Origin of the sequence: Bilophila sp. 4_1_30 (assembly GCF_000224655.1) — a bacterium.
Lineage (GTDB): Bacteria > Desulfobacterota > Desulfovibrionia > Desulfovibrionales > Desulfovibrionaceae > Bilophila > Bilophila wadsworthia.
The window spans coordinates 31,739-54,954 of sequence record NZ_JH114232.1; the positions used below are offsets into that span (position 1 = coordinate 31,739).

General features: G+C 59.2%; 36 protein-coding genes. 6 read left to right on the forward strand and 30 right to left on the reverse strand.

All coding sequences use genetic code 11. From position 1 onward, the window contains the following. Positions 1-171: 171 nt before the first annotated feature. The 29 genes from rplQ to rpsJ form a co-directional block, all read right to left on the reverse strand. Positions 172-555 (reverse strand): 50S ribosomal protein L17, encoded by a 384-nt coding sequence (gene rplQ / locus HMPREF0178_RS06830; protein WP_005027792.1) that lies wholly within the window; start codon positions 553-555, stop codon positions 172-174. Further along, entirely contained in the window at positions 545-1,588 is a 1,044-nt protein-coding gene (locus tag HMPREF0178_RS06835; protein ID WP_005027793.1) for a DNA-directed RNA polymerase subunit alpha, read from the reverse strand. Before HMPREF0178_RS06835 ends, rplQ begins: the two co-directional genes overlap by 11 nt. A gap of 12 nt (positions 1,589-1,600) precedes the next feature. Further along, complete coding sequence (rpsD, locus tag HMPREF0178_RS06840) at positions 1,601-2,227, reverse strand: 30S ribosomal protein S4 (protein ID WP_005027794.1); 627 nt, start codon at positions 2,225-2,227, stop codon at positions 1,601-1,603. 24 nt (positions 2,228-2,251) lie between these two features. Beyond that, positions 2,252-2,641 carry a 30S ribosomal protein S11 gene (gene rpsK / locus HMPREF0178_RS06845; RefSeq protein ID WP_005027795.1) on the reverse strand — a complete coding sequence of 130 codons (390 nt, stop codon included), beginning with the start codon at positions 2,639-2,641 and terminating at the stop codon, positions 2,252-2,254. Positions 2,642-2,737: 96 nt separating this feature from the next. Beyond that, complete coding sequence (gene rpsM / locus HMPREF0178_RS06850) at positions 2,738-3,106, reverse strand: 30S ribosomal protein S13 (protein ID WP_005027796.1); 369 nt, start codon at positions 3,104-3,106, stop codon at positions 2,738-2,740. 17 nt (positions 3,107-3,123) lie between these two features. Next, positions 3,124-3,237, reverse strand: coding sequence for a 50S ribosomal protein L36 (gene rpmJ, locus HMPREF0178_RS20915; protein ID WP_005027799.1), 114 nt, complete (start codon positions 3,235-3,237; stop codon positions 3,124-3,126). A 102-nt stretch (positions 3,238-3,339) separates the two neighbouring features. Further along, positions 3,340-4,107, reverse strand: a complete 768-nt coding sequence (map, locus tag HMPREF0178_RS06855) for a type I methionyl aminopeptidase (protein WP_009368086.1) — start codon at positions 4,105-4,107, stop codon at positions 3,340-3,342. A 2-nt stretch (positions 4,108-4,109) separates the two neighbouring features. Further along, positions 4,110-5,423, reverse strand: coding sequence for a preprotein translocase subunit SecY (gene secY, locus HMPREF0178_RS06860; RefSeq protein WP_009368087.1), 1,314 nt, complete (start codon positions 5,421-5,423; stop codon positions 4,110-4,112). 7 nt (positions 5,424-5,430) lie between these two features. Beyond that, complete coding sequence (gene rplO / locus HMPREF0178_RS06865) at positions 5,431-5,886, reverse strand: 50S ribosomal protein L15 (RefSeq protein WP_005027803.1); 456 nt, start codon at positions 5,884-5,886, stop codon at positions 5,431-5,433. After that, complete coding sequence (rpmD, locus tag HMPREF0178_RS06870) at positions 5,883-6,065, reverse strand: 50S ribosomal protein L30 (protein ID WP_005027804.1); 183 nt, start codon at positions 6,063-6,065, stop codon at positions 5,883-5,885. Before rpmD ends, rplO begins: the two co-directional genes overlap by 4 nt. Before the next feature lie 5 nt (positions 6,066-6,070). Next, on the reverse strand, positions 6,071-6,562 hold the full coding sequence (gene rpsE / locus HMPREF0178_RS06875) for a 30S ribosomal protein S5 (protein WP_005027805.1): 492 nt from the start codon (positions 6,560-6,562) through the stop codon (positions 6,071-6,073). A 21-nt stretch (positions 6,563-6,583) separates the two neighbouring features. After that, positions 6,584-6,946 (reverse strand): 50S ribosomal protein L18, encoded by a 363-nt coding sequence (gene rplR / locus HMPREF0178_RS06880; protein WP_029435863.1) that lies wholly within the window; start codon positions 6,944-6,946, stop codon positions 6,584-6,586. A 12-nt stretch (positions 6,947-6,958) separates the two neighbouring features. After that, on the reverse strand, positions 6,959-7,501 hold the full coding sequence (gene rplF, locus HMPREF0178_RS06885; protein ID WP_009368088.1) for a 50S ribosomal protein L6: 543 nt from the start codon (positions 7,499-7,501) through the stop codon (positions 6,959-6,961). 11 nt (positions 7,502-7,512) lie between these two features. Further along, on the reverse strand, positions 7,513-7,893 hold the full coding sequence (gene rpsH / locus HMPREF0178_RS06890) for a 30S ribosomal protein S8 (RefSeq protein ID WP_005027808.1): 381 nt from the start codon (positions 7,891-7,893) through the stop codon (positions 7,513-7,515). Positions 7,894-7,921: 28 nt separating this feature from the next. Continuing rightward, on the reverse strand, positions 7,922-8,107 hold the full coding sequence (locus HMPREF0178_RS06895; protein ID WP_005027809.1) for a type Z 30S ribosomal protein S14: 186 nt from the start codon (positions 8,105-8,107) through the stop codon (positions 7,922-7,924). Positions 8,108-8,119: 12 nt separating this feature from the next. Then, on the reverse strand, positions 8,120-8,659 hold the full coding sequence (gene rplE, locus HMPREF0178_RS06900; RefSeq protein WP_005027810.1) for a 50S ribosomal protein L5: 540 nt from the start codon (positions 8,657-8,659) through the stop codon (positions 8,120-8,122). 10 nt (positions 8,660-8,669) lie between these two features. Then, the gene (rplX, locus tag HMPREF0178_RS06905; protein WP_005027811.1) at positions 8,670-8,990 is read right to left on the reverse strand and encodes a 50S ribosomal protein L24; all 321 of its coding nucleotides are present in this window, start codon (positions 8,988-8,990) and stop codon (positions 8,670-8,672) included. An 11-nt stretch (positions 8,991-9,001) separates the two neighbouring features. Further along, positions 9,002-9,370, reverse strand: a complete 369-nt coding sequence (gene rplN, locus HMPREF0178_RS06910) for a 50S ribosomal protein L14 (RefSeq protein ID WP_005027812.1) — start codon at positions 9,368-9,370, stop codon at positions 9,002-9,004. Between the two features lie 10 nt (positions 9,371-9,380). Further along, the gene (gene rpsQ / locus HMPREF0178_RS06915) at positions 9,381-9,647 is read right to left on the reverse strand and encodes a 30S ribosomal protein S17 (RefSeq protein WP_005027813.1); all 267 of its coding nucleotides are present in this window, start codon (positions 9,645-9,647) and stop codon (positions 9,381-9,383) included. Between the two features lie 4 nt (positions 9,648-9,651). Further along, entirely contained in the window at positions 9,652-9,837 is a 186-nt protein-coding gene (gene rpmC / locus HMPREF0178_RS06920; RefSeq protein ID WP_005027815.1) for a 50S ribosomal protein L29, read from the reverse strand. Between the two features lies 1 nt (position 9,838). Continuing rightward, the gene (gene rplP, locus HMPREF0178_RS06925) at positions 9,839-10,252 is read right to left on the reverse strand and encodes a 50S ribosomal protein L16 (protein WP_005027816.1); all 414 of its coding nucleotides are present in this window, start codon (positions 10,250-10,252) and stop codon (positions 9,839-9,841) included. Next, a complete protein-coding gene (gene rpsC, locus HMPREF0178_RS06930; protein WP_005027817.1) occupies positions 10,252-10,893 on the reverse strand; it encodes a 30S ribosomal protein S3 in 642 nt (213 codons plus the stop codon). Before rpsC ends, rplP begins: the two co-directional genes overlap by 1 nt. Before the next feature lie 3 nt (positions 10,894-10,896). Then, positions 10,897-11,235, reverse strand: a complete 339-nt coding sequence (gene rplV / locus HMPREF0178_RS06935; protein WP_005027818.1) for a 50S ribosomal protein L22 — start codon at positions 11,233-11,235, stop codon at positions 10,897-10,899. A 12-nt stretch (positions 11,236-11,247) separates the two neighbouring features. Continuing rightward, on the reverse strand, positions 11,248-11,529 hold the full coding sequence (gene rpsS, locus HMPREF0178_RS06940) for a 30S ribosomal protein S19 (RefSeq protein WP_005027819.1): 282 nt from the start codon (positions 11,527-11,529) through the stop codon (positions 11,248-11,250). 8 nt (positions 11,530-11,537) lie between these two features. Then, entirely contained in the window at positions 11,538-12,368 is an 831-nt protein-coding gene (gene rplB, locus HMPREF0178_RS06945) for a 50S ribosomal protein L2 (protein WP_005027821.1), read from the reverse strand. A 2-nt stretch (positions 12,369-12,370) separates the two neighbouring features. After that, the gene (gene rplW / locus HMPREF0178_RS06950) at positions 12,371-12,658 is read right to left on the reverse strand and encodes a 50S ribosomal protein L23 (protein ID WP_005027822.1); all 288 of its coding nucleotides are present in this window, start codon (positions 12,656-12,658) and stop codon (positions 12,371-12,373) included. A gap of 10 nt (positions 12,659-12,668) precedes the next feature. Then, positions 12,669-13,289 (reverse strand): 50S ribosomal protein L4, encoded by a 621-nt coding sequence (gene rplD, locus HMPREF0178_RS06955; protein ID WP_005027824.1) that lies wholly within the window; start codon positions 13,287-13,289, stop codon positions 12,669-12,671. 15 nt (positions 13,290-13,304) lie between these two features. After that, entirely contained in the window at positions 13,305-13,934 is a 630-nt protein-coding gene (rplC, locus tag HMPREF0178_RS06960; protein WP_005027825.1) for a 50S ribosomal protein L3, read from the reverse strand. Between the two features lie 11 nt (positions 13,935-13,945). Beyond that, complete coding sequence (gene rpsJ, locus HMPREF0178_RS06965; RefSeq protein ID WP_005027826.1) at positions 13,946-14,263, reverse strand: 30S ribosomal protein S10; 318 nt, start codon at positions 14,261-14,263, stop codon at positions 13,946-13,948. A 790-nt stretch (positions 14,264-15,053) separates the two neighbouring features. Here rpsJ and HMPREF0178_RS06970 point away from each other — a divergent pair. Then, the gene (locus HMPREF0178_RS06970; protein WP_005027827.1) at positions 15,054-16,136 is read left to right on the forward strand and encodes a hemolysin family protein; all 1,083 of its coding nucleotides are present in this window, start codon (positions 15,054-15,056) and stop codon (positions 16,134-16,136) included. Between the two features lie 541 nt (positions 16,137-16,677). Here the strand turns inward: HMPREF0178_RS06970 and HMPREF0178_RS06975 are convergent. After that, entirely contained in the window at positions 16,678-18,045 is a 1,368-nt protein-coding gene (locus HMPREF0178_RS06975) for an MFS transporter (RefSeq protein ID WP_009368089.1), read from the reverse strand. 483 nt (positions 18,046-18,528) lie between these two features. Here HMPREF0178_RS06975 and HMPREF0178_RS06980 point away from each other — a divergent pair, with 483 nt between their 5' ends. From HMPREF0178_RS06980 to HMPREF0178_RS07000, 5 genes are all read left to right on the forward strand, one after another. Next, complete coding sequence (locus HMPREF0178_RS06980) at positions 18,529-18,939, forward strand: cytochrome c maturation protein CcmE (protein WP_005027830.1); 411 nt, start codon at positions 18,529-18,531, stop codon at positions 18,937-18,939. Between the two features lie 153 nt (positions 18,940-19,092). Then, positions 19,093-21,078, forward strand: a complete 1,986-nt coding sequence (locus HMPREF0178_RS06985) for a heme lyase CcmF/NrfE family subunit (protein WP_009368090.1) — start codon at positions 19,093-19,095, stop codon at positions 21,076-21,078. Beyond that, the gene (locus HMPREF0178_RS06990; RefSeq protein WP_009368091.1) at positions 21,078-21,737 is read left to right on the forward strand and encodes an ABC transporter ATP-binding protein; all 660 of its coding nucleotides are present in this window, start codon (positions 21,078-21,080) and stop codon (positions 21,735-21,737) included. The genes HMPREF0178_RS06985 and HMPREF0178_RS06990 overlap by 1 nt, the downstream gene beginning before the upstream one ends. Further along, complete coding sequence (locus tag HMPREF0178_RS06995; RefSeq protein WP_009368092.1) at positions 21,731-22,408, forward strand: heme exporter protein CcmB; 678 nt, start codon at positions 21,731-21,733, stop codon at positions 22,406-22,408. Before HMPREF0178_RS06990 ends, HMPREF0178_RS06995 begins: the two co-directional genes overlap by 7 nt. 4 nt (positions 22,409-22,412) lie before the next feature. Beyond that, entirely contained in the window at positions 22,413-23,087 is a 675-nt protein-coding gene (locus HMPREF0178_RS07000) for a cytochrome c biogenesis protein (RefSeq protein ID WP_005027835.1), read from the forward strand. The last annotated feature ends 129 nt before the right edge of the window (positions 23,088-23,216 follow it).

Genomic DNA, 23,216 nt, shown 5'->3' on the forward strand with positions numbered 1-23,216 from the left:
AGGGGGGTCTGGGGGAGAAAACTTTCTGAAGAAAGTTTTCTCCCCCAGTTTTCTTTTTGTCCAAAACCACGAAAGGCCGTCTGGATTTCAGACGGCCTTTCCATATTCCTACCTGCGGACAGGAAGAATCAGTCAATCATTCCGCCGAAGCGGGCCGGATGTGAACCGGACTTAGTTCTTTTCAGCCGCAGCTTCAGGCTGGCGGGTGAATTCAAGGATCGCCATGGGAGCGCAGTCGCCCTTACGGGGAAGCGCCATCTTGGTGATCCGGGTGTAGCCGCCGGGAACGCCGGCGAACAGGGGAGCGACCACGTCGAAAAGACGCTGCACGAGCTTGTGGTCGTTCAAGGTTTCATAGGCCAGACGGCGGGAGTGCAGATCGTTGCGAAGGGCCAAGGTGATCAGAGGTTCCACCACCCGGCGCAGTTCTTTGGCCTTCACTTCCGTCGTGCGGATCTTGCCGTAAGTGATCATCGCGGAAGCCATGTTGCGGAACAGAGCCTTGCGATGCGAAGGCGTTCTGCCGAGCTTTTTGCCGGAATTGCTATGCCTCATGGTGTTGTTTCCTCTTCCATTCCTGATATTTCTTCTCGAAGTTGTCGATCTTCATGCCGAAATCGAGTCCCATGCTTTCGAGCACGGCCTTGATTTCGTCAAGGGACTTCTTCCCAAAGTTCTTCGTCTTCAGCATTTCGGCTTCGGGCCGCTGCACCAGTTCGCCGACAGTGGCGATATTGGCGCTGCGCAGACAGTTGGTCGCCCGCACGGACAGCTCCAGCTCATCGATTCCCTTGAAGAGGTTATCGTTGATGTCGGCGCTGCCGCCGCCTTCCCCTCCACTTTCGCCGGAGATGCGTTCATCAAAGCTGATGAAGACCGAAATCTGATCCTTAATAATCTTGGCGCTATACGCGATAGCATCTTCGGGAAGAACGGAACCGTCGGTCCACACTTCAAGAATCAGCTTGTCGTAGTTGGTCATCTGGCCCACGCGGGCCTGTTCCACGGTATACGCCACCTTACGCACGGGAGAGAAGCTTGCGTCCAGCTTGATAAGCCCGATCGTGTCCGGAAGACCTTCGTGCATATCAGCGGGCACATAGCCCTTGCCCATGCGCACCTCGAACTCCATGCTGAGCTCCATGTCTTCGGTGAGGGTCGCGATGTGCAGTTCCGGGTTCAAGACTTCCACATTGGCGTTGGTCATGATATCCGCGGCTGTCACCGGGCCTTTCTTCGACACGGAAAGCGTCAGATGCTGGGGCTCGTCAGTCGTCATACCCAAGCGAACCTGTTTGATATTCAGGATAACATCCGTAATATCTTCCAGCACTCCGGGGATGGTGGTAAACTCATGCTGCACGCCGGAGATCTTCACAGCCACGAAGGCTGCGCCCTGAAGGGACGAAAGCAGTACCCGACGCAAGGCATTGCCGATGGTGACCCCATAACCGCGTTCGAGAGGTTCGTAGGTGAACTTCCCGTACATGGTATCGTTGGGATCGCTGTCGCACACAATCTGTTCCGGCCGAACGAGTTTGGCCCAGTTGCGTGAATTGATAAGCCTGTTGCCTTGTCTGAAGAGCATGTAAGCCCCCGCTTATTTGGAGTAGAGCTCGACGATGAGGTGCTCGTTGATGGGGAACTGAATGTCGTCGCGCTGCGGCAGTGCTTTCACAATACCCTTGAAGTTGGGAGCGTCCACTTCCAGCCAGGAGGGGCAGCCACGACGGGCCACGGCTTCCTGAGCTTCGGCGAGAACAGGGATGGTTCTGCTCTTTTCGGGAACTTCAACGCTGTCGCCAACCTTCACCTGAAGGGAAGGGATGGTGACCTTATGACCGTTCAGCGTAAAGACGCCGTGGCGGACCAACTGACGGGCCTGAGTCCGGGAGTTGGCGAAGCCGAGGCGGTACACGACGTTGTCCAGACGGCGTTCGAGGAAGGCGAGCAGGTTCGCGCCGGTCACGCCCTTCGCCATATCAGCGTGGACGAAGTAACCGTGGAACTGCTTTTCCAGAACGCCATAAACGCGACGCACCTTCTGCTTTTCACGCAGCTGGACGGCGTAGTCGCTCAGTTTTTTACGGGCGCGGCCATGCTGACCGGGCGCGTAGGGGCGGCGGTCAAAGGCGCACTTGTCGGTGAAGCAACGGTCGCCCTTCAACAAGAGCTTCGTGCCTTCACGACGGCACAAACGACATTTGGCATCATTATATTTGGCCAAGGCGGTGTCCTCCTGTGAGCGCGACTAGACGCGACGCCGTTTCGGCGGGCGGCAGCCGTTGTGGGGAATGGGGGTAACGTCACGAATGAAGGCAACCTTGAAACCGGCGGCGTTGATCGCGCGCATGGCGGCTTCACGACCGGAACCCGGCCCCTTCACGTAGATACCCACAGTGCGCATGCCGTTGTCCTGAGCCTTGCGGGCGGCCTGTTCGGCAGCAACCTGCGCGGCAAAGGGCGTGGACTTACGGGAACCCTTGAACCCGCTCTGTCCGGCACTCGCCCAGCTCACGGTGTTTCCGCGAGTATCGGTAAAAGTGATGATAGTATTATTGAACGAGGCCTGGATGTGAGCCACACCAAGGGGCACGTTCTTCTTTTCTCTTTTCTTGGCAACGCGTTTTGGTCTAGCCATGATTTGCTTCCGTAACCGGGCGTATCCGGTCGTATCAGTGAACGTTTCGCACAATCAGTCCGCCGAAACGGAAGCTGGTCATGCCGGAAGGTTCCTTTACTTCTTCTTACCTACAGCACCACGGCGGGGACCCTTACGGGTACGGGCGTTGGTGTGGGTACGCTGTCCATGAACGGGCAGGCCCTTGCGGTGACGCAGGCCACGGTAGCAACCGATGTCCATGAGACGCTTGATGTTCATAGAAATTTCGCGGCGCAGGTCGCCTTCCACCTTGTAGCTCTGTTCGAGTTCCTTACGGACTTCGTTCAGTTCTTCAGCGGTGAGATCATCAATGCCGCGAGTCCAGTTGACGCCCGAAGCGTCAAGAATTTTCAAGGCCGTTACACGGCCGATGCCGTAGATGTAAGTCAACGCGATGTCCGCGCGCTTGCCTCTGGGCAGGTCAACACCAGCTATTCTGGCCACAGTCTTTCTCCTGAAGGCTAGCCCTGGCGCTGCTTGTGCCGGGGATTTTCGCAGATAACCCTGAGTACGCCCTTACGCCGGATGACTTTGCACTTCGGGCAAATCTTTTTTACGGATGGCCTGACTTTCATGACAAGTCTCTCCACAGGTTTCCTCGGCAGCACAAAAATACTGCCGGAACAGGAAGCCTTAGCTCTTTTTTTACATGCTGTCAATGCACGACATGGTTTTCTTCAAGGAAGGTCCAGTATCTGGGGTCCACCCGGAAGGATAGCCACACAATGCTCAAAATGGGCGGCGAGACTCCTGTCTCGGGTCACCGCCGACCACTTGTCGTCCAGAATCTCCACTTCCGGTGTTCCCACCGTGATCATGGGCTCAATACACAGCACCATGCCGGTCTTGAGCGGCAACGCCGGTTTCGTGGTCACAACGTAGTTGGGAACTTCGGGTTTTTCGTGCAACGTCGAACCGATGCCGTGCCCAACAAACCGTCTTACCACATGGAACCCGGCACCTTCGGCGTGTTTTTGCACAGCGCCAGCGATGTCGTTGAGTTCATTACCGGATCTCGCTTCGGCCACAGCCAGGGCGAGACTTTCTTCCGTCACCCGCAACAAGCGGGCCGCCTCGGGGGAAACATCCCCCACGGCGAAGGTACGGGCCGCGTCCCCATAGAACCCTTCATATACGGTCCCCACGTCAAAGCTGACAATGTCGCCTTCTTTGAGGATGACGTCTTCGGAAGGGAACCCGTGCACGATGACTTCATTCACCGAGCAGCACAGGCCGTACGGAAAACCGTACATGCCCTGAAACGCGGGCTTCACCTTGAATTCGCGACACATGCTCTGGACGATCTCTTCGAAGTGCATGGTCGGGAGGCCGGGGCGAACCTGCCTGCCCAACTCGTCCAAAATCATCGCGACCATTCTATTCGCTTCGCGCAGAAGGCCTATTTCCCTCTCATTTTTGAGGAAAACGCCGCGGTACTTCTTCACGATCAGCTCCGCCCCTTAATCCGCGTCTTGCCCATCAGCCCTTCATACTGGCGCGAGATGAGATGGGACTCGATCTGCGACATGAAGTCCATTGCTACACCCACAAGGATGAGGATACTCGTACCGCCAAAATAGAACGGCACGTTGAACTCCGCAATGAGGAGCATGGGAAGCACTGAAATAACCGAGATATACACGCCACCCCAAAGGGTCAGGCGAGAAAGGACAGCGTCCAGATATTCCTGCGTCTTTTCACCGGGGCGAATGCCGGGGATGAAACCGCCAGCCTTCTTCAGGTTCTCGGCGACATCCTTCGGATCGAAGATGATGGCCGTATAGAAGAAGCAGAAGAAGAAAATCAGGGCGATGAAGATCACATTATACAGAAGGGAAGAAGGCGTAAACCACGAAGCCGCCGTTTTCAGCCAATCCGCGATGTCGAAGTTCGCCATCGTAGCCGGGAACAGCAACAAGCTCGACGCGAAAATGGGCGGGATAACCCCGGCCGTATTCACGCGCAGCGGCAAGTGCGTGGACTGGCCGCCATACATCTTCCGCCCAACCTGGCGCTTGGCGTACTGGATGGGAATGCGCCGCTGGGCACGTTCCATGAAGACGACGCCAATGAGCACCGCAACCATCAAAATCACGAGGGCAAGAGCGATGAACAGGCTCATGTCGCCCAGCTTGATGAGCTGGAAGGACTTCACCAGAGCACCGGGAATGCCCACAACGATACCTGAAAAGATAATCAGGGAAATACCGTTGCCAATACCCTTTTCCGTAATCTGTTCGCCGAGCCACATGATGAGCACGGTACCAGCGGTCAGGGTCAGCATGGTCATGATGCGGAAGGTCCAGCCCGGTTCGAGGACGACGGGAACGCCGCCGGGGCTGTACATGGTTTCAAGGCCCACGGCGATGCCGAAGCCTTGAATGATGGTGATAAGAACCGTGCTGTAGCGCGTGTACTGGGTGATTTTACGGCGACCTGCCGCACCCTCTTCCTTGGCCATGCGCTTCAGCTCGGGGCTGACCACCTGCAGGAGTTGAAGGATGATTGAGGCCGAAATGTACGGCATGATACCGAGGGCGAACACGGAAACGTTCCGCAGGCCGCCGCCGGAAAACATGTCGAACAGACCAAACAGGGTGCCTGCCACGCTTTCAAAGAAGTGGGCGAGGGCCCCCCCGTCGACGCCCGGAACCGGGATATGCACCCCGATCCGGTACGCGCAGAGAAGGCCCAGCGTCCAGAGCAGCTTTGTACGCAGTTCAGGCGAACGGGCAAGGTTATCCGCACCACCAAGAGCCACGAGTCACCTACCCTTCCACTTCCAGTTCTTTGACTTCACCGCCAGCGGCGCGGATCTTATCCGCAGCGGACTGGCTGAACTTGTGCGCTTCCACCTTGATGGCGGCGGAGAGTTCCCCTTCGCCCAGGATTTTCACCGGAGCGCCGAAGGGGCAGAGGCCGCGATCGTAGATGTCATCAAGGGAGATTTCGCTCTTGCCTTCAAAGGCGGCCACGAGGCGAGCGATATTGATCACTTCGTATTCGACCTTGAAGAGATAGTTCTTGAAACCACGCTTGGGCAGACGGCGCTGAAGGGGCATCTGGCCGCCTTCAAAGCCGGGGCGGACACCGCCGCCAGCGCGGGCGTTCTGACCCTTGTTACCCTTGCCGGACGTACATCCCAAGCCGGAACCGGAACCACGGCCCACGCGCTTGCGGGACTTGCGATCTTCCGCGAAGGGATAGAGTTCGTTCAGATTCATGCTTTGGTAACCTCAACAACCAGGTGGGACACCTTGGCGATCATGCCGCGGACGGCAGGGTTATCCGGGAAGGTCTTAACCATTTCGCGGCGGCGCAGCCCGAGCGCGTCCAGAGTCTTCTTCTGGTTGGGCGTGCAGCCGATACGGCTCTTAGCGAGTTTGATCGTAATTTCAGACATGGCGCTTACTTCCTGGGGGCTTCCAGTTTCATGCCGCGGATTTCGCTCACGGCGTCCGCGCTGCGCAGGGCAGCGAGGCCGGCCATGGTGGCCCGCAGCACGTTGTGGGGGTTGTTGGTCCCGATGGCCTTCGCAAGCACATCGTTCACCCCGGCCGCTTCCATGACAGCACGCACGGCGCCACCGGCGATGATGCCGGTACCGCGGGAGGCGGGCTTGAGCATGACGCGACCAGCGCCGAACTCGCCAAGGATTTCATAGGGAAGGGTCCCTTCGATCAGGGGCACCTTCACCATGTTCTTGCGAGCATGTTCAGTGGCCTTGCGCAGGGCTTCAGGGACTTCCTGAGCCTTGCCGAGGCCGAATCCTACGTTCCCGTTACCATCGCCAACGACCATCAGGGCGCTGAAGCTGAAGCGACGACCGCCTTTCACGACTTTGGCAACCCGGTTCAGGGAGACGATCTTCTCGATGAAACCCAGTTCATTCTGTTCCATGACAGTGCTATCCTCTCCGGGTTAGAACTCGAGGCCGCCTTCGCGGGCGCCATCGGCCACGGCCTTGATCTTGCCGTGGTAGAGATATCCGTTACGGTCGAAGACCACCTTTTCGATGCTCTTCTCCTTGGCCAGACGGGCAATTTCCTTACCTACCGCTTCAGCGCCAGCCTTGTTGCAGCTGACCTTTTCCCCGCCCTTGGAGAGAACCAGGGTGGAGGTGGCGGCAAGCGTGGCGCCGGTGAGGTCGTCCACGACCTGCGCATACATGTGCAGGTTGGAGCGGAAGATCACCAGGCGAGGCCGTTCGGCCGTACCGGAAATCTTTTTGCGGATGCGGATCTTTCTGCGCTGTCTGGCTTCATTCTTGGTCATAGTGCTCATAGCGCGCCCCGATTATTTACCCTTGCCGCCGGACTTACCGGCCTTGCGCAGGATGGTTTCGGTTTCGTACTTGATGCCCTTGCCCTTATAGGGTTCAGGCTTGCGGATGCGGCGAATGCGAGCGGCCATTTCGCCCACGAGGACCTTGTCAGCGCCCATGATGGTGAGCTTCTGACCTTCGACCTTCGCGGACAGTCCAGCAGGCAGTTCCACGAGAACAGGGTGGGAGAAGCCCACCTGAAGTTCTATCACATTACCTTTCACAGCAACACGGTAACCGACGCCGATGACTTCGAGGGTCTTGGAGAACCCTTTGGTCACGCCCTCGATGCAGTTGGCAAGGAGGGTGCGGCGCAGGCCGTGCTGAGCGCGGGATTCGCGCGTCTCGGCCTTGCGGGTCAGCGTGACGTGGCCGTCGGCCACTTCATAGGAAAGAAGGTCGCACACCGGGGTGGTAAGCGCAGCCTTCGCTCCCTTCACTTCAACGACATCAGCCCCAACCTTCACCTCGACACCGGAGGGAATGGCGATGGGCAGTTTTCCGATTCTCGACATGCTACACCCGCCTACCAGATTTCACACAAAAGTTCGCCGCCCACCTTCATCTGGTGAGCCTTGTCGCCAGCGAGCACCCCGTGCGAAGTGGACAGGATGCAGATGCCGAGGCCGTTCTGCACGCGGGGGATTTCGTGGGCGCCCACATACACCCGGCGGCCGGGCTTGCTCATCCGCTTCAGACCTTCAATGGCGGGTTTGCCCTTGAAGTACTTCAACTGGATGTTGATGTTGCGGTCTTCCACGGTTACGTCATCGACGTACCCTTCCTGCTTGAGGATGGCAGCAATGGCTTCCTTCATCTTCGAGCTCGGCACACTCACTTCCTTGTGCAGGGCCAAGTGCGCGTTGCGGATACGCGTCAGCATATCTGCAATAGGATCAGTCATCATCGAATGGTCTCCTTATACCCTTTCACGGTTACCAGCTGGACTTGCGAACGCCGGGAAGATCCCCGCGGAGGGCCATATTGCGGAAGCAGATACGGCACAGTCCAAACTTACGCATGTAAGCGTGGGGTCTGCCGCAGATGGGGCAGCGGTTGTAGGCGCGGCTGGAAAACTTGGGTTTCCGGGCGGCCTTTACTTCAAGAGAAGTACGCGACACTATCCTAACTCCTTACTTTCTGAAAGGCATGCCCAGCTGCTCGAGCAGGAACTTGCCTTCCTTGTCCGTGGTGGCGGTGGTCACGATGGTAATATTCATGCCCTTCGGGTTTTCGATGCGGTCGGCTTCCATTTCAGGGAAGATCGCATGTTCCTTGATCCCGAGGGTGAAGTTGCCACGGCCGTCGAAGCCACGATCCGGGATGCCGCGGAAGTCGCGCACGCGGGGCAGAGCGAAGTTCATGAGCTTGTCCAGGAAGTCCCACATGCGTTCCTTGCGGAGCGTCACGCGGCAACCGATGGGCATGCCTTCACGCAGCTTGAACGCGGCGATGGACTTCTTGGCGCGGGTCATCACGGCCTTCTGTCCGGCAATGACGGACAGTTCGTTCATGGCCTCTTCCATCAGCTTGTTGTTCTGGCTGGCAGAACCGAGGCCGATGTTCAGCGAAATTTTGACAATCCCGGGAATCTGCATGGGAGAGCTGTACGCAAACTCCTTCTGCAATACCGGGACCACTTTCTCGCGGTAAACGTTTTCAAGACGGGTCATGGTGGTTCACCTACAGCGTTTCGTTGCACTTCTTGCAGAAGCGGATTTTCTTGCCGTCCTCCGCGTAGCGGTAGCCCACGCGGGTGGGAGCGGCGCAGGCGGGGCACACGACCATGAGGTTGGAGACGTGGATGGGCATTTCCTTATCCACGATCCCGCCGGGCTCGCGCCGATAGGGGTTGGGCTTCACGTGGCGCTTGGCCACATTGACCTTTTCCACCACAACAGAGTCATGCTTGTGAAGGACCTTCAAGACCTTGCCGATCTTGCCCTGATCCTTGCCAGCGATGACCATCACTTTGTCATCCTTGCGGATACGAAACTGTTTCATGACAATGACTCCTACAGAACCTCAGGCGCGAGGGACACGATCTTCATGAAGTTCTTGGCACGCAGTTCACGGGCCACGGGTCCGAAGATACGGGTACCCACGGGTTCGCCCTGCTTGGAAAGCAGCACGGCGGCATTGGAGTCAAACTTGATGTAGGAACCGTCAACGCGGCGCACTTCTTTCGCGGTGCGCACGATTACGGCCTGCATCACGTCGCCCTTCTTCACCTTGCTGTGGGGGATGGCTTCCTTGACGGCAACCATGATGATATCGCCCACGGTGGCGTAACGCCGATGAGAGCCGCCCAGCACCTTGATGCAGGCCACTTTCTTGGCGCCGGAGTTATCGGCAACCTGAAGCGTGGATTCAACCTGGATCATGACGTAACTCCTACACGGCCTTTTCGAGGATAGTCACCAGGTGCCAGCGCTTGTTGCGGCTCATGGGACGGAATTCCACGATTTTCACTTTATCACCGATGCCGCATTCGTTCATGGGATCATGAGCGGTAAACTTCTTGCGGCGACGCACGAACTTCTTCAGGAGCGGATGCTTCACCAGGGTCTCAACGCGAACGACGATGGTCTTGTCGTTCTTGTCGCTGACCACGGTACCGATAAGCATGCGGCCCTTGCGGTTTTCCATGGCTTGAGACATGGTGCTATTCCTTTTCCTTCAGGACGGTCAGAATCCGCGCGATGTTCTTCCGGGCGGCGGGAATGGACGAAGTCTTTTCCAGCTGAGCGGTCGTATGTTGGAAGCGCAGATTAAAAAGTTCCTGCCGCTGTTCGGCGAGTTTGGCCTTGAGCTCTTCCACGCCGAGTTCTTTCAGTTCTTTTGCTTTCATACTACAGACCCTCTCTCACCACAATCACTGTCTTGACCGGCAGCTTGTGCGCGGCGCGGGTGAGGGCTTCCTTGGCCAGCTCGAGGCTGACACCCTTGATTTCGTACAGGATGCGGCCGGGCTTGACCGGAGCGCACCAACCCACCGGGGCGCCCTTACCGGAACCCTGACGGGTTTCGAGAGGCTTCGCGGTGACCGGATGGTCGGGGAACACGCGGATCCACACTTTCCCGCCGCGCTTGATGTGGCGCATCATGGCGATACGGGCGGCTTCAATCTGCTGGTTGGTCAGCTTTCCGTGCTCCACAGTCTTCAAACCGATATCGCCGAAGGCGATGGTGGCACCGCGGAGAGCGGGACCACGCAGGCGGCCTTTCTGCCACTTGCGGAATTTAACTCTTTTGGGAGCGAGCATTACCTTTCAACCTCTTTGTCAAGGATTTCACCTTTGTAGATCCACGCCTTGACGCCGATGATGCCGTACGTGGTACGCGCTTCGGCGAAGCCGTAATCGATGTCGGCACGCAGGGTCTGCAACGGCACGCGACCGTCGCGGTACCATTCGGTGCGGGCGATTTCCGCACCGGCGAGACGACCGGAGCAGGTCACCTTGATGCCTTCGGCACCGAACTTGCGGGCCATCGTCACCGTGCGCTTCATGGCGCGACGGAACGCGACGCGGCGTTCAAGCTGCTGGGCGATGTTTTCGGCCACCAGCTGGGAATCCACTTCAGGACGGCGGATTTCGTTCACTTCAAGAGAGAACTCGCGTCCGAACTTGGCACGCAAGTCGTTGCGAAGCTTTTCAATCTCCACGCCCTTGCGGCCGATGACGATACCGGGGCGGGCGGTGGAAAGGATGAGGCGGATCTTGCCCCCGGCGCGTTCGATCTCGATCTTGGAGATACCGGCGCTGTAGAGGAGCTTCTTCACATACTTGCGGACTTCGTGGTCTTCATACACAAAGGCAGGGTAGTCTTTCTTGCTGAACCAGCGGGACTGCCAGTTCTTGTTATACCCAAGCCGGAATCCGTACGGATGAACTTTCTGACCCATGACTTATTCCTGCCCTTCTGCGAGTATCACGGTAATGTGACTGGTACGCTTGTGGATGTTGGTGGCGCGGCCCTGGGCGCGCGGCATGAACCGCTTCCAGGTAGGACCTTCGTTCACCAGAATTTCCTTAACGACCAGAGCATCCACGTCCATGCTGGCGTTGTGTTCCGCGTTGGCGAGAGCCGAACGGACCACACCGAGAATGACGCCGGCGGGCTTATTAGGCGTGAAGCGCAGCAGGTTCATGGCAGCCTCAACAGGCATACCCTTCACGTTGCGGGCGACCAGCCTGGTCTTGCGCGGAGAAACGCGCACGAATTTGGCAGTAGCTTTCGATTCCATGATTGGCACCCGTTATTTCTTGGCCTTGGTCTTCTTGTCGGCGGCATGGCCGTGGAAGGTGCGCGTCGGCGCGAATTCCCCAAGCTTGTGTCCCACCATGTTTTCGGTGACGAAAACGGGCAGGAACTTCTTGCCGTTGTGCACGGCAAAGGTGATTCCCACCATTTCGGGCAGGACGGTGGACCGGCGCGACCAGGTCTTCACCACACGGCGGTCGTTGGTTTCGACGGCCGTTTCCACCTTTTTCATCAGATGGTCGTCCACGAAGGGACCTTTTTTCAGTGATCTGGGCATAACAGCTCCTACTTCTGGCCGCGGCGCTTAACGATGAGACGCGACGAGGGCTTCTTCTTATCGCGGGTCTTATAGCCCTTGGTGGGCATACCCCACGGGGAAACGGGGTGACGGCCGCCGGAGCTTCTGCCTTCACCACCGCCGAGCGGATGGTCGACCGGGTTCATGGCCACGCCGCGAACCTTGGGACGACGACCGAGCCAGCGATTACGGCCAGCCTTGCCCAGGGAGATGTTCTCATGCTGGATGTTGCCGACCTGGCCGATGGTGGCGAGGCAGGTAGCCAGCACCTTGCGGACTTCACCGGAGGGCATACGCAGCAGGGCGTACTTGCCTTCCTTGGCCACGAGCTGGGCATAGGTGCCAGCGGCGCGGCAGAACTGACCGCCGCGACCGGGGTTCAGTTCGATATTGTGCAGCACCGTACCCACAGGAATGCGGGCCATGGGAAGCGCGTTGCCGGGCTTGATGTCGGCCTTTTCGCCGGACACGATCACGTCGCCCTGCTTCACGCCCAAAGGTGCAAGGATATAGCGTTTTTCACCGTCGGCATAGTGCAGCAGCGCGATGCGGGCGGTACGGTTCGGGTCGTACTCGATATGGGCGACAGTGGCCGGGATATCGAGCTTGTTGCGCTTGAAGTCGATGATACGATACAGGCGCTTCACGCCACCGCCGCGACGGCGGCTGGTGACACGACCATGGTTGTTACGACCAGCCTTTTTGGTGAGACCTTCCGTAAGGGATTTCTCAGGCGTGGTTCTGGTGATTTCCTCAAAGTCGGAAACCGTCTGGAAGCGACGGCCCGCCGAGGTGGGTTTCAGCTTGCGCACAGCCATGTTTACACTCCCTCAAAGAACTCGATCTTTTCACCGGACGCGAGGGTCACATAGGCCTTGCGCCATCCGGGGACGCGGCTCACCTTGCGGTTCCGCACGCGTTCCGTGGGCTTACGGGTAACCACGTTCACGTCAGTCACTTTCACATTGAAGGCGGTTTCCACGGCCTTCTTGATCTCAATCTTGTTGGCGTCGGGGTGGACGAAGAAAGCAACCTGATTCGCGCCATCGCGCAGGAAGGTCGCTTTTTCGGTCACCACGGGCCGCAAGAGAATCTGCGTATGATCCATGGCCAACCTCTTATTTCAGCCGCGTTTCAACGGGTTCCACGGCGCCTTCCAGAAGCACGAGCTGCTTGTGCTTCAGGATCTCATACACACTGAGCTGATCCGGGGTGGTCAGGGTGATGCCGGGCAGGTTCCGGGAAGAAAGCACAAGATTGCGCGATTCTTCGGGAGCGATGATGAGAGCCTTGGAAAGGCCCAGATTGCCTGCGATCTTGGCGAACACCTTGGTCTTCGCTTCGGGCAGGTCAAAGCCCTTGACCACGAGCAGGTTGTCACCGGCGAGGCGCGAAGAAAGCGCCATGCGCAGGGCCAGCTTGCGGATCTTCTTGTTCACCTTAAAATCGTATTTGCGGGGCTGGGGTCCGAAGAGGATCGCGCCGCCACGCCACACGGGGGAACGGTTGGAACCGGCGCGAGCGCGGCCGGTGCCCTTCTGGCGCCACGGCTTCACGCCGCCGCCGGAAACCATCGCCCGGGTCTTGGTCGAGTGAGTGCCCGCCCGTTTGGCAGCGAGCTGAGCCCGCACCACGAGGTGGAGAATCTCCGGCCTCACAGCGACCTCGAACACTTCGGGAGTCAGGGTCAGTTCGCCCTGTTCCGTCTTGTCCTGATCGTATACTTTCACGACAGCCATTGTTTCTCTCCCTACCTACTGCTTGCGCACCAGAACGAGACCGTTCTTGGGCCCGGGCACGGAACCGCGGATAAGGATGACGTTGTCTTCCGTCCGCACGTCCACAATTTCAAGGCCCTGCACGGTTACCTGTTCGGCACCCCAGTGGCCCGCCATCTTCCTGCCCTTGAACACGTGACCGGGGAAGGTGTTGTTACCGATGGAACCACCGGAACGATGCACCTTTTCACAACCGTGCGTGTCCTTGGAGCCCTTGAAGTTCCAGCGGCGCATGACGCCCTGGTACCCCTTACCGAGGCTCGTACCAGTTACTTTAATCTTGTCGCCGGCGGCGAACACGTCCGCGGTCAGCACGGCGCCCACTTCGTAAGCGGCCGGACCGTCGAGGCGGATTTCGCGAACCTTGCGGTAAAGAGCCGTTCCGGCTTTGGCAAAGTGACCCTTCATAGGCTTGGTCACATGCTTTTCCTTGGCTTCTTCGAAGGCGATCTGCAGAGCGTTGTAGCCGTCCGTTTCAGCGGTCTTGACCTGGGTAACAGGGCAAGGACCAGCCTGAACAACCGTCACAGCCACGGCAGAACCGTCTCCAGCGAAGATGCGGGTCATGCCAAGCTTGCGACCCAGAATTCCCATTTTCTCAGCCATGACATTCCTCGCTAAAGCTTGATTTCCACATCCACACCCGCAGGCAGGCTGAGCTTGCCGAGGGCGTCCACGGTCTGCTGCGTGGGTTCCAGGATGTCCATAAGCCGCTTGTGGATCCGCATTTCAAACTGTTCACGGGACTTCTTGTCCACATGCACAGAGCGGTTCACGGTGAATTTATTGATATTGGTGGGCAGAGGAATTGGCCCTGCCACGCCCGCGCCCGTATTCCGAGCCGTATCGACGATTTCCGCCACAGCCTTGTCAAGGATGCGGTAATCGTAAGCCTTGAGCTTGATGCGGATACGATCACTGCTCACTGTCGTCATTGCGTCTACTCCGTTATCTGGCAACAATTGTCCGGTATCGTTCATAAAGAGCAACGAAACGAACCGAACCTCCACACAGCAGCCGACCTTCGAAAAGGCCGGTTCCAAAGCGTATGTACGTGAACGCTTCGGCCAACCCTGGCAAAGACCAGACGGCAGCTACGGGGGTCGCCACGAACCTTTTGGTTACGTGCAGACTTCAATTATGTACGCGGGAGATTGGGACGAGGAGGGATGGCCATTCCGGCGTCACTCCGACTGCTCTCCATTTCCACAATGAAGTCAACCCATGTTTCGCCAGCCTGGCCTGTATTGGATGAACATCCAATAAGACAGGTAGTCCCGCAGGGTCACCTAAGGGCTCTCGCCCCTTAACAAGACCTTTACAGCTGGAGATTCGTGAGGGATTCCCACAGCTCTAACGGCTCTTGACATCCTTTCGGCAATCAGTGACGCCTGCAAATGTCAAAGTCGGCCTGATGGCCGACATAGCAGGATGGACAGTGCATCCACCCTTCCCTGCCGCACAGGGATGACCCACATCAAGTGGGGAAACGCATATCTATACAAAGAAGCCTAGGACGTCAAGGGTTTTCTTGTCCTTTTCGGCTACTTCCCCGTTTTTTCTCTTTCCGGAAAAAATGGAGAAAGGGCATCGCGCCCCGTATCCGGCAGTAGCCCTGCCCTTCCGCCGAATAGGGGCATTGCCTTCCGCCACCGTCAAGGCTACACTCCCATACTCCATATCCCTTTCAACAGCCGGGGCCGACGGCCCGGCAAGGTCTCGATCATGATCACTCTGCTGCTCACCGTCTTTCTTGTGGTGCTGATTTCCGCGATCTGCTCCATGACCGAAGCGGCCCTCTATTCCGTCCCCTGGACCTATATCGAAAACCTGCGCAAGCAAGGGTCCGCCACAGGCGAGCTGCTGTATCAGCTCCGTTCCCGCATCGATCAGCCCATCGCCGCCGTCCTCACCCTCAATACGGTGGCGAACACCGCCGGGGCCGCCATAGCGGGCGCCGTCGCCGCCAATGTGCTCGGTGCGGACAATACCGCGCTGTTCGCGGCGGGGCTGACCATCCTCATCCTCGCGCTCGGGGAAATCCTCCCCAAAACGCTCGGCGTGGCCCACGCCTGCGGCGTCGCCAGCGGCATGGCCCGCCCTCTCCGGCTTATGGTCCTCATCTTCAAGCCGTTCATCTGGTTCTCAAGCATGTTGACGCGCCTCGTGGCCTCGCCCCAGAGCGGCCCTTCCGCCACCGAAGACGACATCCGGGCGATCACCAGCCTCTCCCGCCAGACCGGGCGCATCCAACAATATGAAGAGAACGCCATCAGGAACATCCTCTCGCTGGACGTAAAGCATGTGCGCGAGATCATGACCCCGCGCACGATGGTTTTCTCCCTCCAGGAGGACATTTCGGTCAAGGACGCCTACAACCATCCCCAGATCTGGCACTACAGCCGCATTCCCGTCTACGGCGACGACAACGAGGACATCGTCGGCATCGTGCTCCGCAAGGACATCGGGCGCTATGTCTCTCAGGGGCAGGGGGAAAAGACGCTGTTCGATATCATGCAGCCCGTCCGCTTCGTCCTTGAGAACCAGACGGTGGACAAGCTGCTTTTGGAATTTCTGGAATCGCGGCTCCATCTTTTCATCGTGCTGGACGAGTACGGCGGACTGGCTGGCGTCGTGTCCCTCGAAGACGTGCTTGAAGAGATGCTCGGCCGGGAAATCGTCGACGAAACCGATGCCGTTGCCGATCTGCGCGAAGCCGCCCGCCAGCGCCGCAGCGCCCTGACGCAGGCCCGCAACCAGCAGAACGCAGCCCTCAAGGCCGCACGCGCCGACGCCGCGAAGGAATAGAGGAAAGAAGGAAGAAGAATCGGGGGAGAACGCTTTTTGAAAAAAGCGCCCTCCCCCGTACCCCCTCCGCAAAAACTTCGATGGGTGGGGAGGCTGCGCGGCGGGAATTCCGTTGGATGGCAAAAGAAAAGGAACTTTTTTCAGAAATTTTTCCGAGTGCTGTCCGTTTTGTTCAACGGTGCCCTACTCGGAAAAGGCTTTCGAATTTTCATCTTCCCTGAAACAGGAAAAGCCCCCGGAATATCCCCGGGGGCTTTTCTTGTGTCCTGAGAATGTCCGGCAAGCGGTTTCTCAAAGGCTTTATTCTCCGGGGGCGGACCCGCTACTGCGGACGGGGCCTTCCCCTTGGGGAGAAAGCGGAGGGCGGATACTGCGGCATATCTCCCGCATCACCGTTGCTCCGCGTACCTTTTTATTTGTCAGGGGGGAGCGGCTGGCCGCCCCCTCATCTTTGAGGATAGGTGGAGTTCGGGGAGGGGAGGAGAACGTCCTTCCTCAGAAGGATCTCCCTCCCCGATTCCATACCCATTCCCCTGCCCTACTAGGCGGATTCGCCTTCCATGAGCGGTTCCGAAACGGGGGTTTCACGCTCAACAGGCAAAGCAGGAGGAAAGCCCTTTCTGTTGAGATGCCGGATCCACAGGGTGCAGGCGGCGCTGATGAGGCCAGCGGAGCCCAGATAGGCGCAGAGATACCAAGGTTCGCCGCCATTCCAAGCCACGAGCATGGTCGCCACCATCGGCGTCAGGCCCGCAGCGAAGATGCCCGAGAACTGATAGACGAAAGAAATGGCGGAATAGCGGACGGAGGGGTCGAAGCTGTCGGAGAAGAGGCTCGACATGGTCCCGAACACGGCGGCGTACACGACACCGAACGGCAGGGCCAGAGCGAGGCAGACATAAAGATAGTTGTCGGAATAGTTATGGAACACCCAGAAGGCCGGAAAGCCGAGGATGCCGAGCAGCAGGGCGCAGAAGCCGAACACGCGGGCCTTGCCGATACGGTCGGCGACGTAGCCCCAGAAGGGGATGAAGAAGGACATGACCACGGAGGCGATCATGACCACCGCGAGCGCGGAAGAACGTTCAAGCCCGCGGGTCTGGGTCAGGTAGCTCAAAGAGAATACCGCGAAGGTGTTGAAGGCCACGCCGTCGATGAGGCGGGCGCCCATACAGGCCACCATCATCTTGGGATAACGCTTGAAGGCGTCGAGCAGGGGATACTTCACTTCCGGCATCTTGGCCTTGGCTTCCGCGAAGTCCTTGGTTTCATGCACGGAGGAACGGATATAGGAACCGACGAACAGCAGCCCCGCACTCATGATGAACGCGATGCGCCAGCCCCAGCTGATGAAGGCTTCGTTGGAAAGCACTGCGGAGAAGAAGCCGATGACGCCGGAGGCCAGCAGCAGGCCAAGAGAAAGCCCCACCTGCGGCAGGCTGGCGTAAAAAGCGCGCTTGTGCGCGGGAGCCGACTCGAAGGACATCAGCACGGCGCCGCCCCATTCGCCGCCGAGGCCGAGGCCTTGCGCAACACGGCACAAAATGAGCAGGATCGGGGCCCAAATCCCGATGCTGGCATACGAAGGAATGCATCCGATGGCCACGGTCCCCGTGCCCATGATCATAAGGGTAAGCACCAGCACCTTTTTGCGGCCGATTTTATCGCCGAAATGACCAAACACGAGGCCGCCCAGAGGACGGGCCACAAAGCCGACCGCGAAGGTGGCGAACGCCAGCATGGTCCCGATACGGTCGTCGAATTCGGGGAAATACAGATGATTGAAGATAAGCCCCGCGACAACGCCGTACAGGAAGAAGTCATACCACTCTATGACGGCCCCTACGAGTGAGGAAACGACGACGCGGCGAAGGTTTTTATCGTGTTCGATCTGTTCTGTGGTTTTCATGAATGCTCCTTGGGATGCGTTGGTGTTGCCCCTGTTTGTTGTCCCTAAAGAGCACAATCTGTGCCATCATTTTAGCGTATTCCCTTGCCTTCATTCGTTTTCAGCCCATTTTCGACTTTTTTTCTCCTGTGCCTGAAATGGATTACCGCACGTACCGAAAGCGCCGATACTGCTTGCGCAAAAAAGGTATCGGTTTAAATTTGCATCATCAGCTCTACAAAAAAAAGGTACATTGGTGAATAAATGCATCAAATGAAGTGTTAGATTTCAAGAAATAATCCTGATAGATGTTTTTATGCATCATTTTGAAATATCCGGAAAAACATCCTTCATGTGCCGAAAAAAACAAGTGCCGCGGTACAAAAAAGAGTGAAAAATCAACGGGCGGGAATGCGTGTTGAGGCCGGAAGTGATTTGACTTTTGCCCTCCCCGCTGGTATTCGGCAGCATGGAAGTGAGGAGGAAAGCACAACAGGAACCACCATGGCAAAAAAATCCGGCAAGAACGTCTATCTCGTGGCGCTTCTCCTGTTTTTGGGAGGCGTCGGCTATCTTGCGTATTCCGGCTTTTCCGAAAACAGCGTCTATTTCCTCAATGTCTCCGAAGCGCTCGCTACCCCCTCCGACAAACTGAAAGCCGCCCGCCTCTTCGGCACCGTTGCCGAGGACGGCCTTTCGCGCTCCGAAACCGGCCGTGACGTCAAGTTCCGGCTGGAGGATCAGGAAAACAAGGCCACCACGCTGTGGGTCGAGTACACGGGCGCCATTCCGGATACCTTCAAGGCCGGTGCGGAAGTCATTGTGGAAGGTGGGCTCCGGCCTGACGGTTCGTTTCAGGCCAAAACGCTCATGACCAAGTGCCCTTCCAAATATCAAAAGGAAAACAGAGGCTGAACGCCGCCCTGCCCCGAATCTTCGGCTGGCCTGCCGCCTAGCGCGGCGGGCCCCGTATGACGCGGGCGGCGCGGCTTTTTTGTACGTACAGGAGCCGTAATTGCGGTTCGCCCCACTCTCTCGGGAAGAGATCCCGGACAACTTGGAGCTTCCATGTATTATTTCGCTTTCGTCCTTCTCGCGCTCTCCATGCTCTGCGCACTCGCCGGAGCGGCATGGGCCGTCAAATCGCTGTGGCCAAGGACGGCCCCGGCGGCGGGCAAGGCCTCCCGCCGCACCTCCGTTCCGGGCCTCGGCTTTGTCGAAAAGGCAAACCTGTGCCTGACGGGCTGCTACATCATCGCGTCCGCTATCCTTATATATGCGCTGGCGAGCTATGACTTCTCCCTGGTCTATGTGGCGAGCTACACCGACCGGCTGCTGCCGCTCTTCTACCGCATTACGGCCTTCTGGGCAGGACAGGCCGGCTCCATGTTGTTCTGGGCTTTTTCCGTAGCCATCTGCGGCGGGCTGTTCCAGCTCACCCGCTCCTATAAGAGCCTGACCCCCGATACGCGGCTTTGGTACTGGGTCTTCTACCTCGGCATCATGAGTTTCTTCGGGCTCATCCTCGTGACGTGGAACAATCCTTTCCTCATGAACCACGCCGTGCCGCAGGATGGCAACGGGCTGAACCCCCTGCTCCAGAATCCCGGCATGATCTTCCATCCTCCGCTGCTGTTCCTCGGCTACGGCGGATTCGTGATCCCGAGCTGCCTCGCCCTCGCTCAGGCGCTGAGCCGCAGGCAGGCTGATGAAGCGGCATGGACCGATGTGGCCCGGCCCTTCACGCTGGCGGCATGGGCCATGCTCACCGCCGGCATCGTGCTCGGCGGCTGGTGGGCCTACATGGAACTCGGCTGGGGCGGTTACTGGGCATGGGACCCGGTGGAAAACGCCTCCCTCATCCCGTGGCTCATCGCCACGGCGGCCCTGCACACCATGCTCATCCAGACGCGCCGCAACAAGCTGCACGGCGTGAACGTCTTCCTGATGGCGCTCACCACCATCTCGGCCTTCTTCGCCACCTACCTCGTCCGCAGCGGCGTGGTGCAGTCCGTGCACGCCTTCGGCTCCGGCGGCGTGGGCGTCCCGCTGCTCCTCTTCATCCTCATCTCCGTCGCCCTCTCCTTCTGGATCGCCCTGCTCGCGCGGCGTTCCGACGCGGGCGAACTGGCCGGGATAGAAAGCCGCGAAGGGTTCCTTATCCTGACCTCGTGGCTCTTGCTGGCGCTTTCGCTGATTATCCTTATCGCCACCATGTGGCCCGTGTTCAGCGCCTTCTGGAAAGAGACCGTCATGGGCCTCGCCCGCGACGTCGTCCTCGACGAGGCCGGGCATGACCACGGTGGCGCGGTGGGCCTGACCGCCGACTTCTACAACCGCGTCTGTATGCCCCTGTTCGCCGCGATGGTCGCCATCCTGAGCATCTGCCCGTGGCTCGGCTGGAACGGCGGCGTCCGCAACATGCGCAAGCTCCTCCTCGTGGTCTGCTCCTTCATCGGCGCGGCCGCCGCGATGTATTCCCTCGGCTACACCCTGCCCGTCGCCGTGCTCGGCGCGTCGGCGAGCGTCGCCGCGCTGGTCAGCATGAGCCTGAAACTCTTCGAAAGGCCCGTATACAGCCATGCCCCGAGCTTCGCCGCTTACGGCATCCACATCGGGGTGGCCCTCATCGCGCTCGGCATCGCCTTCTCCGGCCCGTACAAAATCGAATCCGAACCCACAATGGCTATGGGCGAGACCGTGAAGGTCGGCCAGTTCGAAGTCACCTTCAAAAACCTGTATGAGGGCGAAGGCGCCGGCTACATCTTCCTTGAAGGCGAGCTGGAAGTCCGCAAGGACGGCAAGCTCATCGGCATCGCCGCGCCGCAGCGCCGCGTCTACGCCAAATGGGGGCAGATGCAGTTCGCCGAGGCCGCGGTCATCCCTTCGCTGGGCAATGAATTCTACGCAACCCTTATGGCGGTGGACCAGCAGAACCGGGCGGTGTTCCGCCTGAGCTCCAACCCGCTGGTCAACTGGCTGTGGATCGGCGGCATCCTGATGTGCCTGCTGCCGTTCATCAGCTTCAGGCGCCGCAACGGCCGGGAAAACTGATGCTGCTGAAGCTCGCCGGAATCGGAAAACTCTTCGGCGCCCGCGCCGTGCTCAGGAACATCTCGTTTGAGGTGCATCCCGGCACGGTCACGCTGCTGGTCGGCGCGAACGGCGCGGGCAAGACCACCCTGCTCAAGATCATGGCAGGGCTGGCCCGCCCCACCGTGGGCACCGTCGAACGGTTTTGCGAGGACGGCGGGCTCGGCTATCTCGGGCACGCCACGTTCATCTATCCCGGCCTGACCGCGCTCGAGAACCTTGCGTTCTGGAGCGGGATGCACGGGAACCCGACGGACAAGGCGACGCTTTCCGAAGCGCTGGCCCGCGTGGAACTGTCCCCCTTTGCCGAAGAACGGGCCGGGACCTTCTCGCGCGGGATGGCGCAGCGGCTGAACCTCGCCCGCATCCTCCTCCAGTCGCCCCCATTGCTCTTGCTCGACGAACCGGGCACCGGGCTTGATGTGCGTTCCCTCGCCATCCTGCACCGGGAGATCGCCGCATCCCGCGATCGGGGCGCGGGGATCGTCTGGATCACCCATGACGTAGCCGGGGACGCCAAGCGCGCCGGCCGGATCATCGCCATTGAGAACAGGACCATCGGCTACTGTGGTCCCGCCTCCGGGTATGAAGGCGTCCGCACCGGGGAGGCAGTATGTTGAAAGCCGCCTGCCTCATTGCCCGCAAGGATCTGCGCCTCGTGCTTTCACGCGGGGCCGGGCTCGTGCAGGCGCTCCTGCTCGGGCTGCTGCTCATCTTCGTGTTCAGCTTGTCCCGGGAAACCGGGGAGACCATGAGCGGGCAAGGGGCTGCCACGATCTTCTGGCTGTCTTCGGCGTTCTGTCAGGTCTTATCCTTTAATATGCTGTACGGGCTCGAAGAGGCCAACGGTTCGCGGGCGGGGCTGCTGCTCCTGCCCTCGCTGGTCCAGTCCGTGCTGCTCGGCAAGGCGGCGGCGGGCCTGTGCATCATCCTGACGGCACAGCTCCTCTTCCTTCCGGCGACCATCGTGTTCCTTGGGCAGTCGCTCGGGGACGGCTGGCCGCTGGCCCTGCTGGCCCTCGTTCTTACCGACATCGGCATGGCGTCGCTCGGTTCGCTGCTCGGCGCGCTGTCGCAAGGGCAGGCCGCGCGGGAGTCGCTGCTGTCCATCGTGCTTTTCCCGCTGATCATCCCCATCCTGCTGGCGGGTATCCGCGTCTGCGCCGGGGGGTTCAGCGAAGCGCTGCCCGAAGGCGTGGAATCATGGCTCGGCATCGCCGTGGCCTTTGACGCGGTGTTCCTTGCCGCCGGGCTTGTCCTCTTCCCCTTTGTCTTTTCAGGAGACGAATAATCTCATGCGATACACATGGATGCTCCCCTGCGCCGTGCTCGGCGGCGTGCTCATGGCGGCCTGTCAGGTGCTTATCTATCGGTATGCGCCTGTCGAGCAGACGATGGGACTGGTGCAGAAGATTTTCTACACGCACCTGCCGTTGGCGTGGTGGTCCTTCGTGAGCTTCTTCCTCGTCTGCGTGTCCGGGGTGGCCTACCTCAAGACGCGCAACCGCCACTGGGACGCCGTGGCCGGGGCCGCCGCCGAAGTGGGCGTGGTGCTCAGCGGGCTGGCGCTCGTTTCCGGCTCCATCTGGGCGCGCCATTCGTGGGGCGTCTGGTGGACGTGGGACCCGCGCCTGACCACGACGATGATCCTCTGGTTCCTCTATGCGGGCTACCTCGTCCTGCGCAAGATGGACATGCCCCGCGAGCGCCAGGCGAACCTGTGCGCGGTGGTCGGCATCGTGGCCTTCGTGGACGTACCGCTGGTGTTCCTGTCCGCACGGCTGTGGCGCTCCATCCATCCCGCCGTGTTCGCCAACAAGTCCGGTGGGCTTGAACCCGAAATGAAGATCGCCGCCATCGCCGCCGTCGCCTGCTTCGGGCTTGTCTGGGCGGGTCTCGTCGGCCTCCGTACCTTGCAGATCAAGCAGAAAGAACGCCTCGACGGCCTCGCCGTTCATGGCGAGTTGTAATCTAGAGAAAGAACCGGGGGAGGGACCTTTTTTCAAAAAGGTCTCCTCCCCCGGCCCCCCCTCCAAAAACTTTCGCCTTTTGGGTTCCGGGGGTTACATGGGAGTTTTCCTCATTTACAGGACTCCCTG

Coding starts and splice junctions, on each gene's coding strand:
- rplQ (WP_005027792.1), bottom strand. CDS start 555: ATGAGGCATAGCAATTCCGGCAAAAAGCTCGGCAGAACGCCTTCGCAT.
- HMPREF0178_RS06835 (WP_005027793.1), bottom strand. CDS start 1,588: ATGCTCTTCAGACAAGGCAACAGGCTTATCAATTCACGCAACTGGGCC.
- rpsK (WP_005027795.1), bottom strand. CDS start 2,641: ATGGCTAGACCAAAACGCGTTGCCAAGAAAAGAGAAAAGAAGAACGTG.
- rpmJ (WP_005027799.1), bottom strand. CDS start 3,237: ATGAAAGTCAGGCCATCCGTAAAAAAGATTTGCCCGAAGTGCAAAGTC.
- rplO (WP_005027803.1), bottom strand. CDS start 5,886: ATGAATCTGAACGAACTCTATCCCTTCGCGGAAGATCGCAAGTCCCGC.
- rpmD (WP_005027804.1), bottom strand. CDS start 6,065: ATGTCTGAAATTACGATCAAACTCGCTAAGAGCCGTATCGGCTGCACG.
- rpsE (WP_005027805.1), bottom strand. CDS start 6,562: ATGGAACAGAATGAACTGGGTTTCATCGAGAAGATCGTCTCCCTGAAC.
- rplR (WP_029435863.1), bottom strand. CDS start 6,946: ATGAGCACTATGACCAAGAATGAAGCCAGACAGCGCAGAAAGATCCGC.
- rplF (WP_009368088.1), bottom strand. CDS start 7,501: ATGTCGAGAATCGGAAAACTGCCCATCGCCATTCCCTCCGGTGTCGAG.
- rpsH (WP_005027808.1), bottom strand. CDS start 7,893: ATGATGACTGATCCTATTGCAGATATGCTGACGCGTATCCGCAACGCG.
- rplE (WP_005027810.1), bottom strand. CDS start 8,659: ATGACCCGTCTTGAAAACGTTTACCGCGAGAAAGTGGTCCCGGTATTG.
- rplX (WP_005027811.1), bottom strand. CDS start 8,990: ATGAAACAGTTTCGTATCCGCAAGGATGACAAAGTGATGGTCATCGCT.
- rplN (WP_005027812.1), bottom strand. CDS start 9,370: ATGATCCAGGTTGAATCCACGCTTCAGGTTGCCGATAACTCCGGCGCC.
- rpsQ (WP_005027813.1), bottom strand. CDS start 9,647: ATGTCTCAAGCCATGGAAAACCGCAAGGGCCGCATGCTTATCGGTACC.
- rpmC (WP_005027815.1), bottom strand. CDS start 9,837: ATGAAAGCAAAAGAACTGAAAGAACTCGGCGTGGAAGAGCTCAAGGCC.
- rplP (WP_005027816.1), bottom strand. CDS start 10,252: ATGCTCGCTCCCAAAAGAGTTAAATTCCGCAAGTGGCAGAAAGGCCGC.
- rpsC (WP_005027817.1), bottom strand. CDS start 10,893: ATGGGTCAGAAAGTTCATCCGTACGGATTCCGGCTTGGGTATAACAAG.
- rplV (WP_005027818.1), bottom strand. CDS start 11,235: ATGGAATCGAAAGCTACTGCCAAATTCGTGCGCGTTTCTCCGCGCAAG.
- rpsS (WP_005027819.1), bottom strand. CDS start 11,529: ATGCCCAGATCACTGAAAAAAGGTCCCTTCGTGGACGACCATCTGATG.
- rplB (WP_005027821.1), bottom strand. CDS start 12,368: ATGGCTGTGCGCAAGCTGAAACCCACCTCGGCGGGCCGTCGCTTCCAG.
- rplW (WP_005027822.1), bottom strand. CDS start 12,658: ATGGATCATACGCAGATTCTCTTGCGGCCCGTGGTGACCGAAAAAGCG.
- rplD (WP_005027824.1), bottom strand. CDS start 13,289: ATGGCTGTCGTGAAAGTATACGATCAGGACAAGACGGAACAGGGCGAA.
- rplC (WP_005027825.1), bottom strand. CDS start 13,934: ATGGCTGAGAAAATGGGAATTCTGGGTCGCAAGCTTGGCATGACCCGC.
- rpsJ (WP_005027826.1), bottom strand. CDS start 14,263: ATGACGACAGTGAGCAGTGATCGTATCCGCATCAAGCTCAAGGCTTAC.
- HMPREF0178_RS06970 (WP_005027827.1), top strand. CDS start 15,054: ATGATCACTCTGCTGCTCACCGTCTTTCTTGTGGTGCTGATTTCCGCG.
- HMPREF0178_RS06975 (WP_009368089.1), bottom strand. CDS start 18,045: ATGAAAACCACAGAACAGATCGAACACGATAAAAACCTTCGCCGCGTC.
- HMPREF0178_RS06980 (WP_005027830.1), top strand. CDS start 18,529: ATGGCAAAAAAATCCGGCAAGAACGTCTATCTCGTGGCGCTTCTCCTG.
- HMPREF0178_RS06985 (WP_009368090.1), top strand. CDS start 19,093: ATGTATTATTTCGCTTTCGTCCTTCTCGCGCTCTCCATGCTCTGCGCA.
- HMPREF0178_RS06990 (WP_009368091.1), top strand. CDS start 21,078: ATGCTGCTGAAGCTCGCCGGAATCGGAAAACTCTTCGGCGCCCGCGCC.
- HMPREF0178_RS06995 (WP_009368092.1), top strand. CDS start 21,731: ATGTTGAAAGCCGCCTGCCTCATTGCCCGCAAGGATCTGCGCCTCGTG.
- HMPREF0178_RS07000 (WP_005027835.1), top strand. CDS start 22,413: ATGCGATACACATGGATGCTCCCCTGCGCCGTGCTCGGCGGCGTGCTC.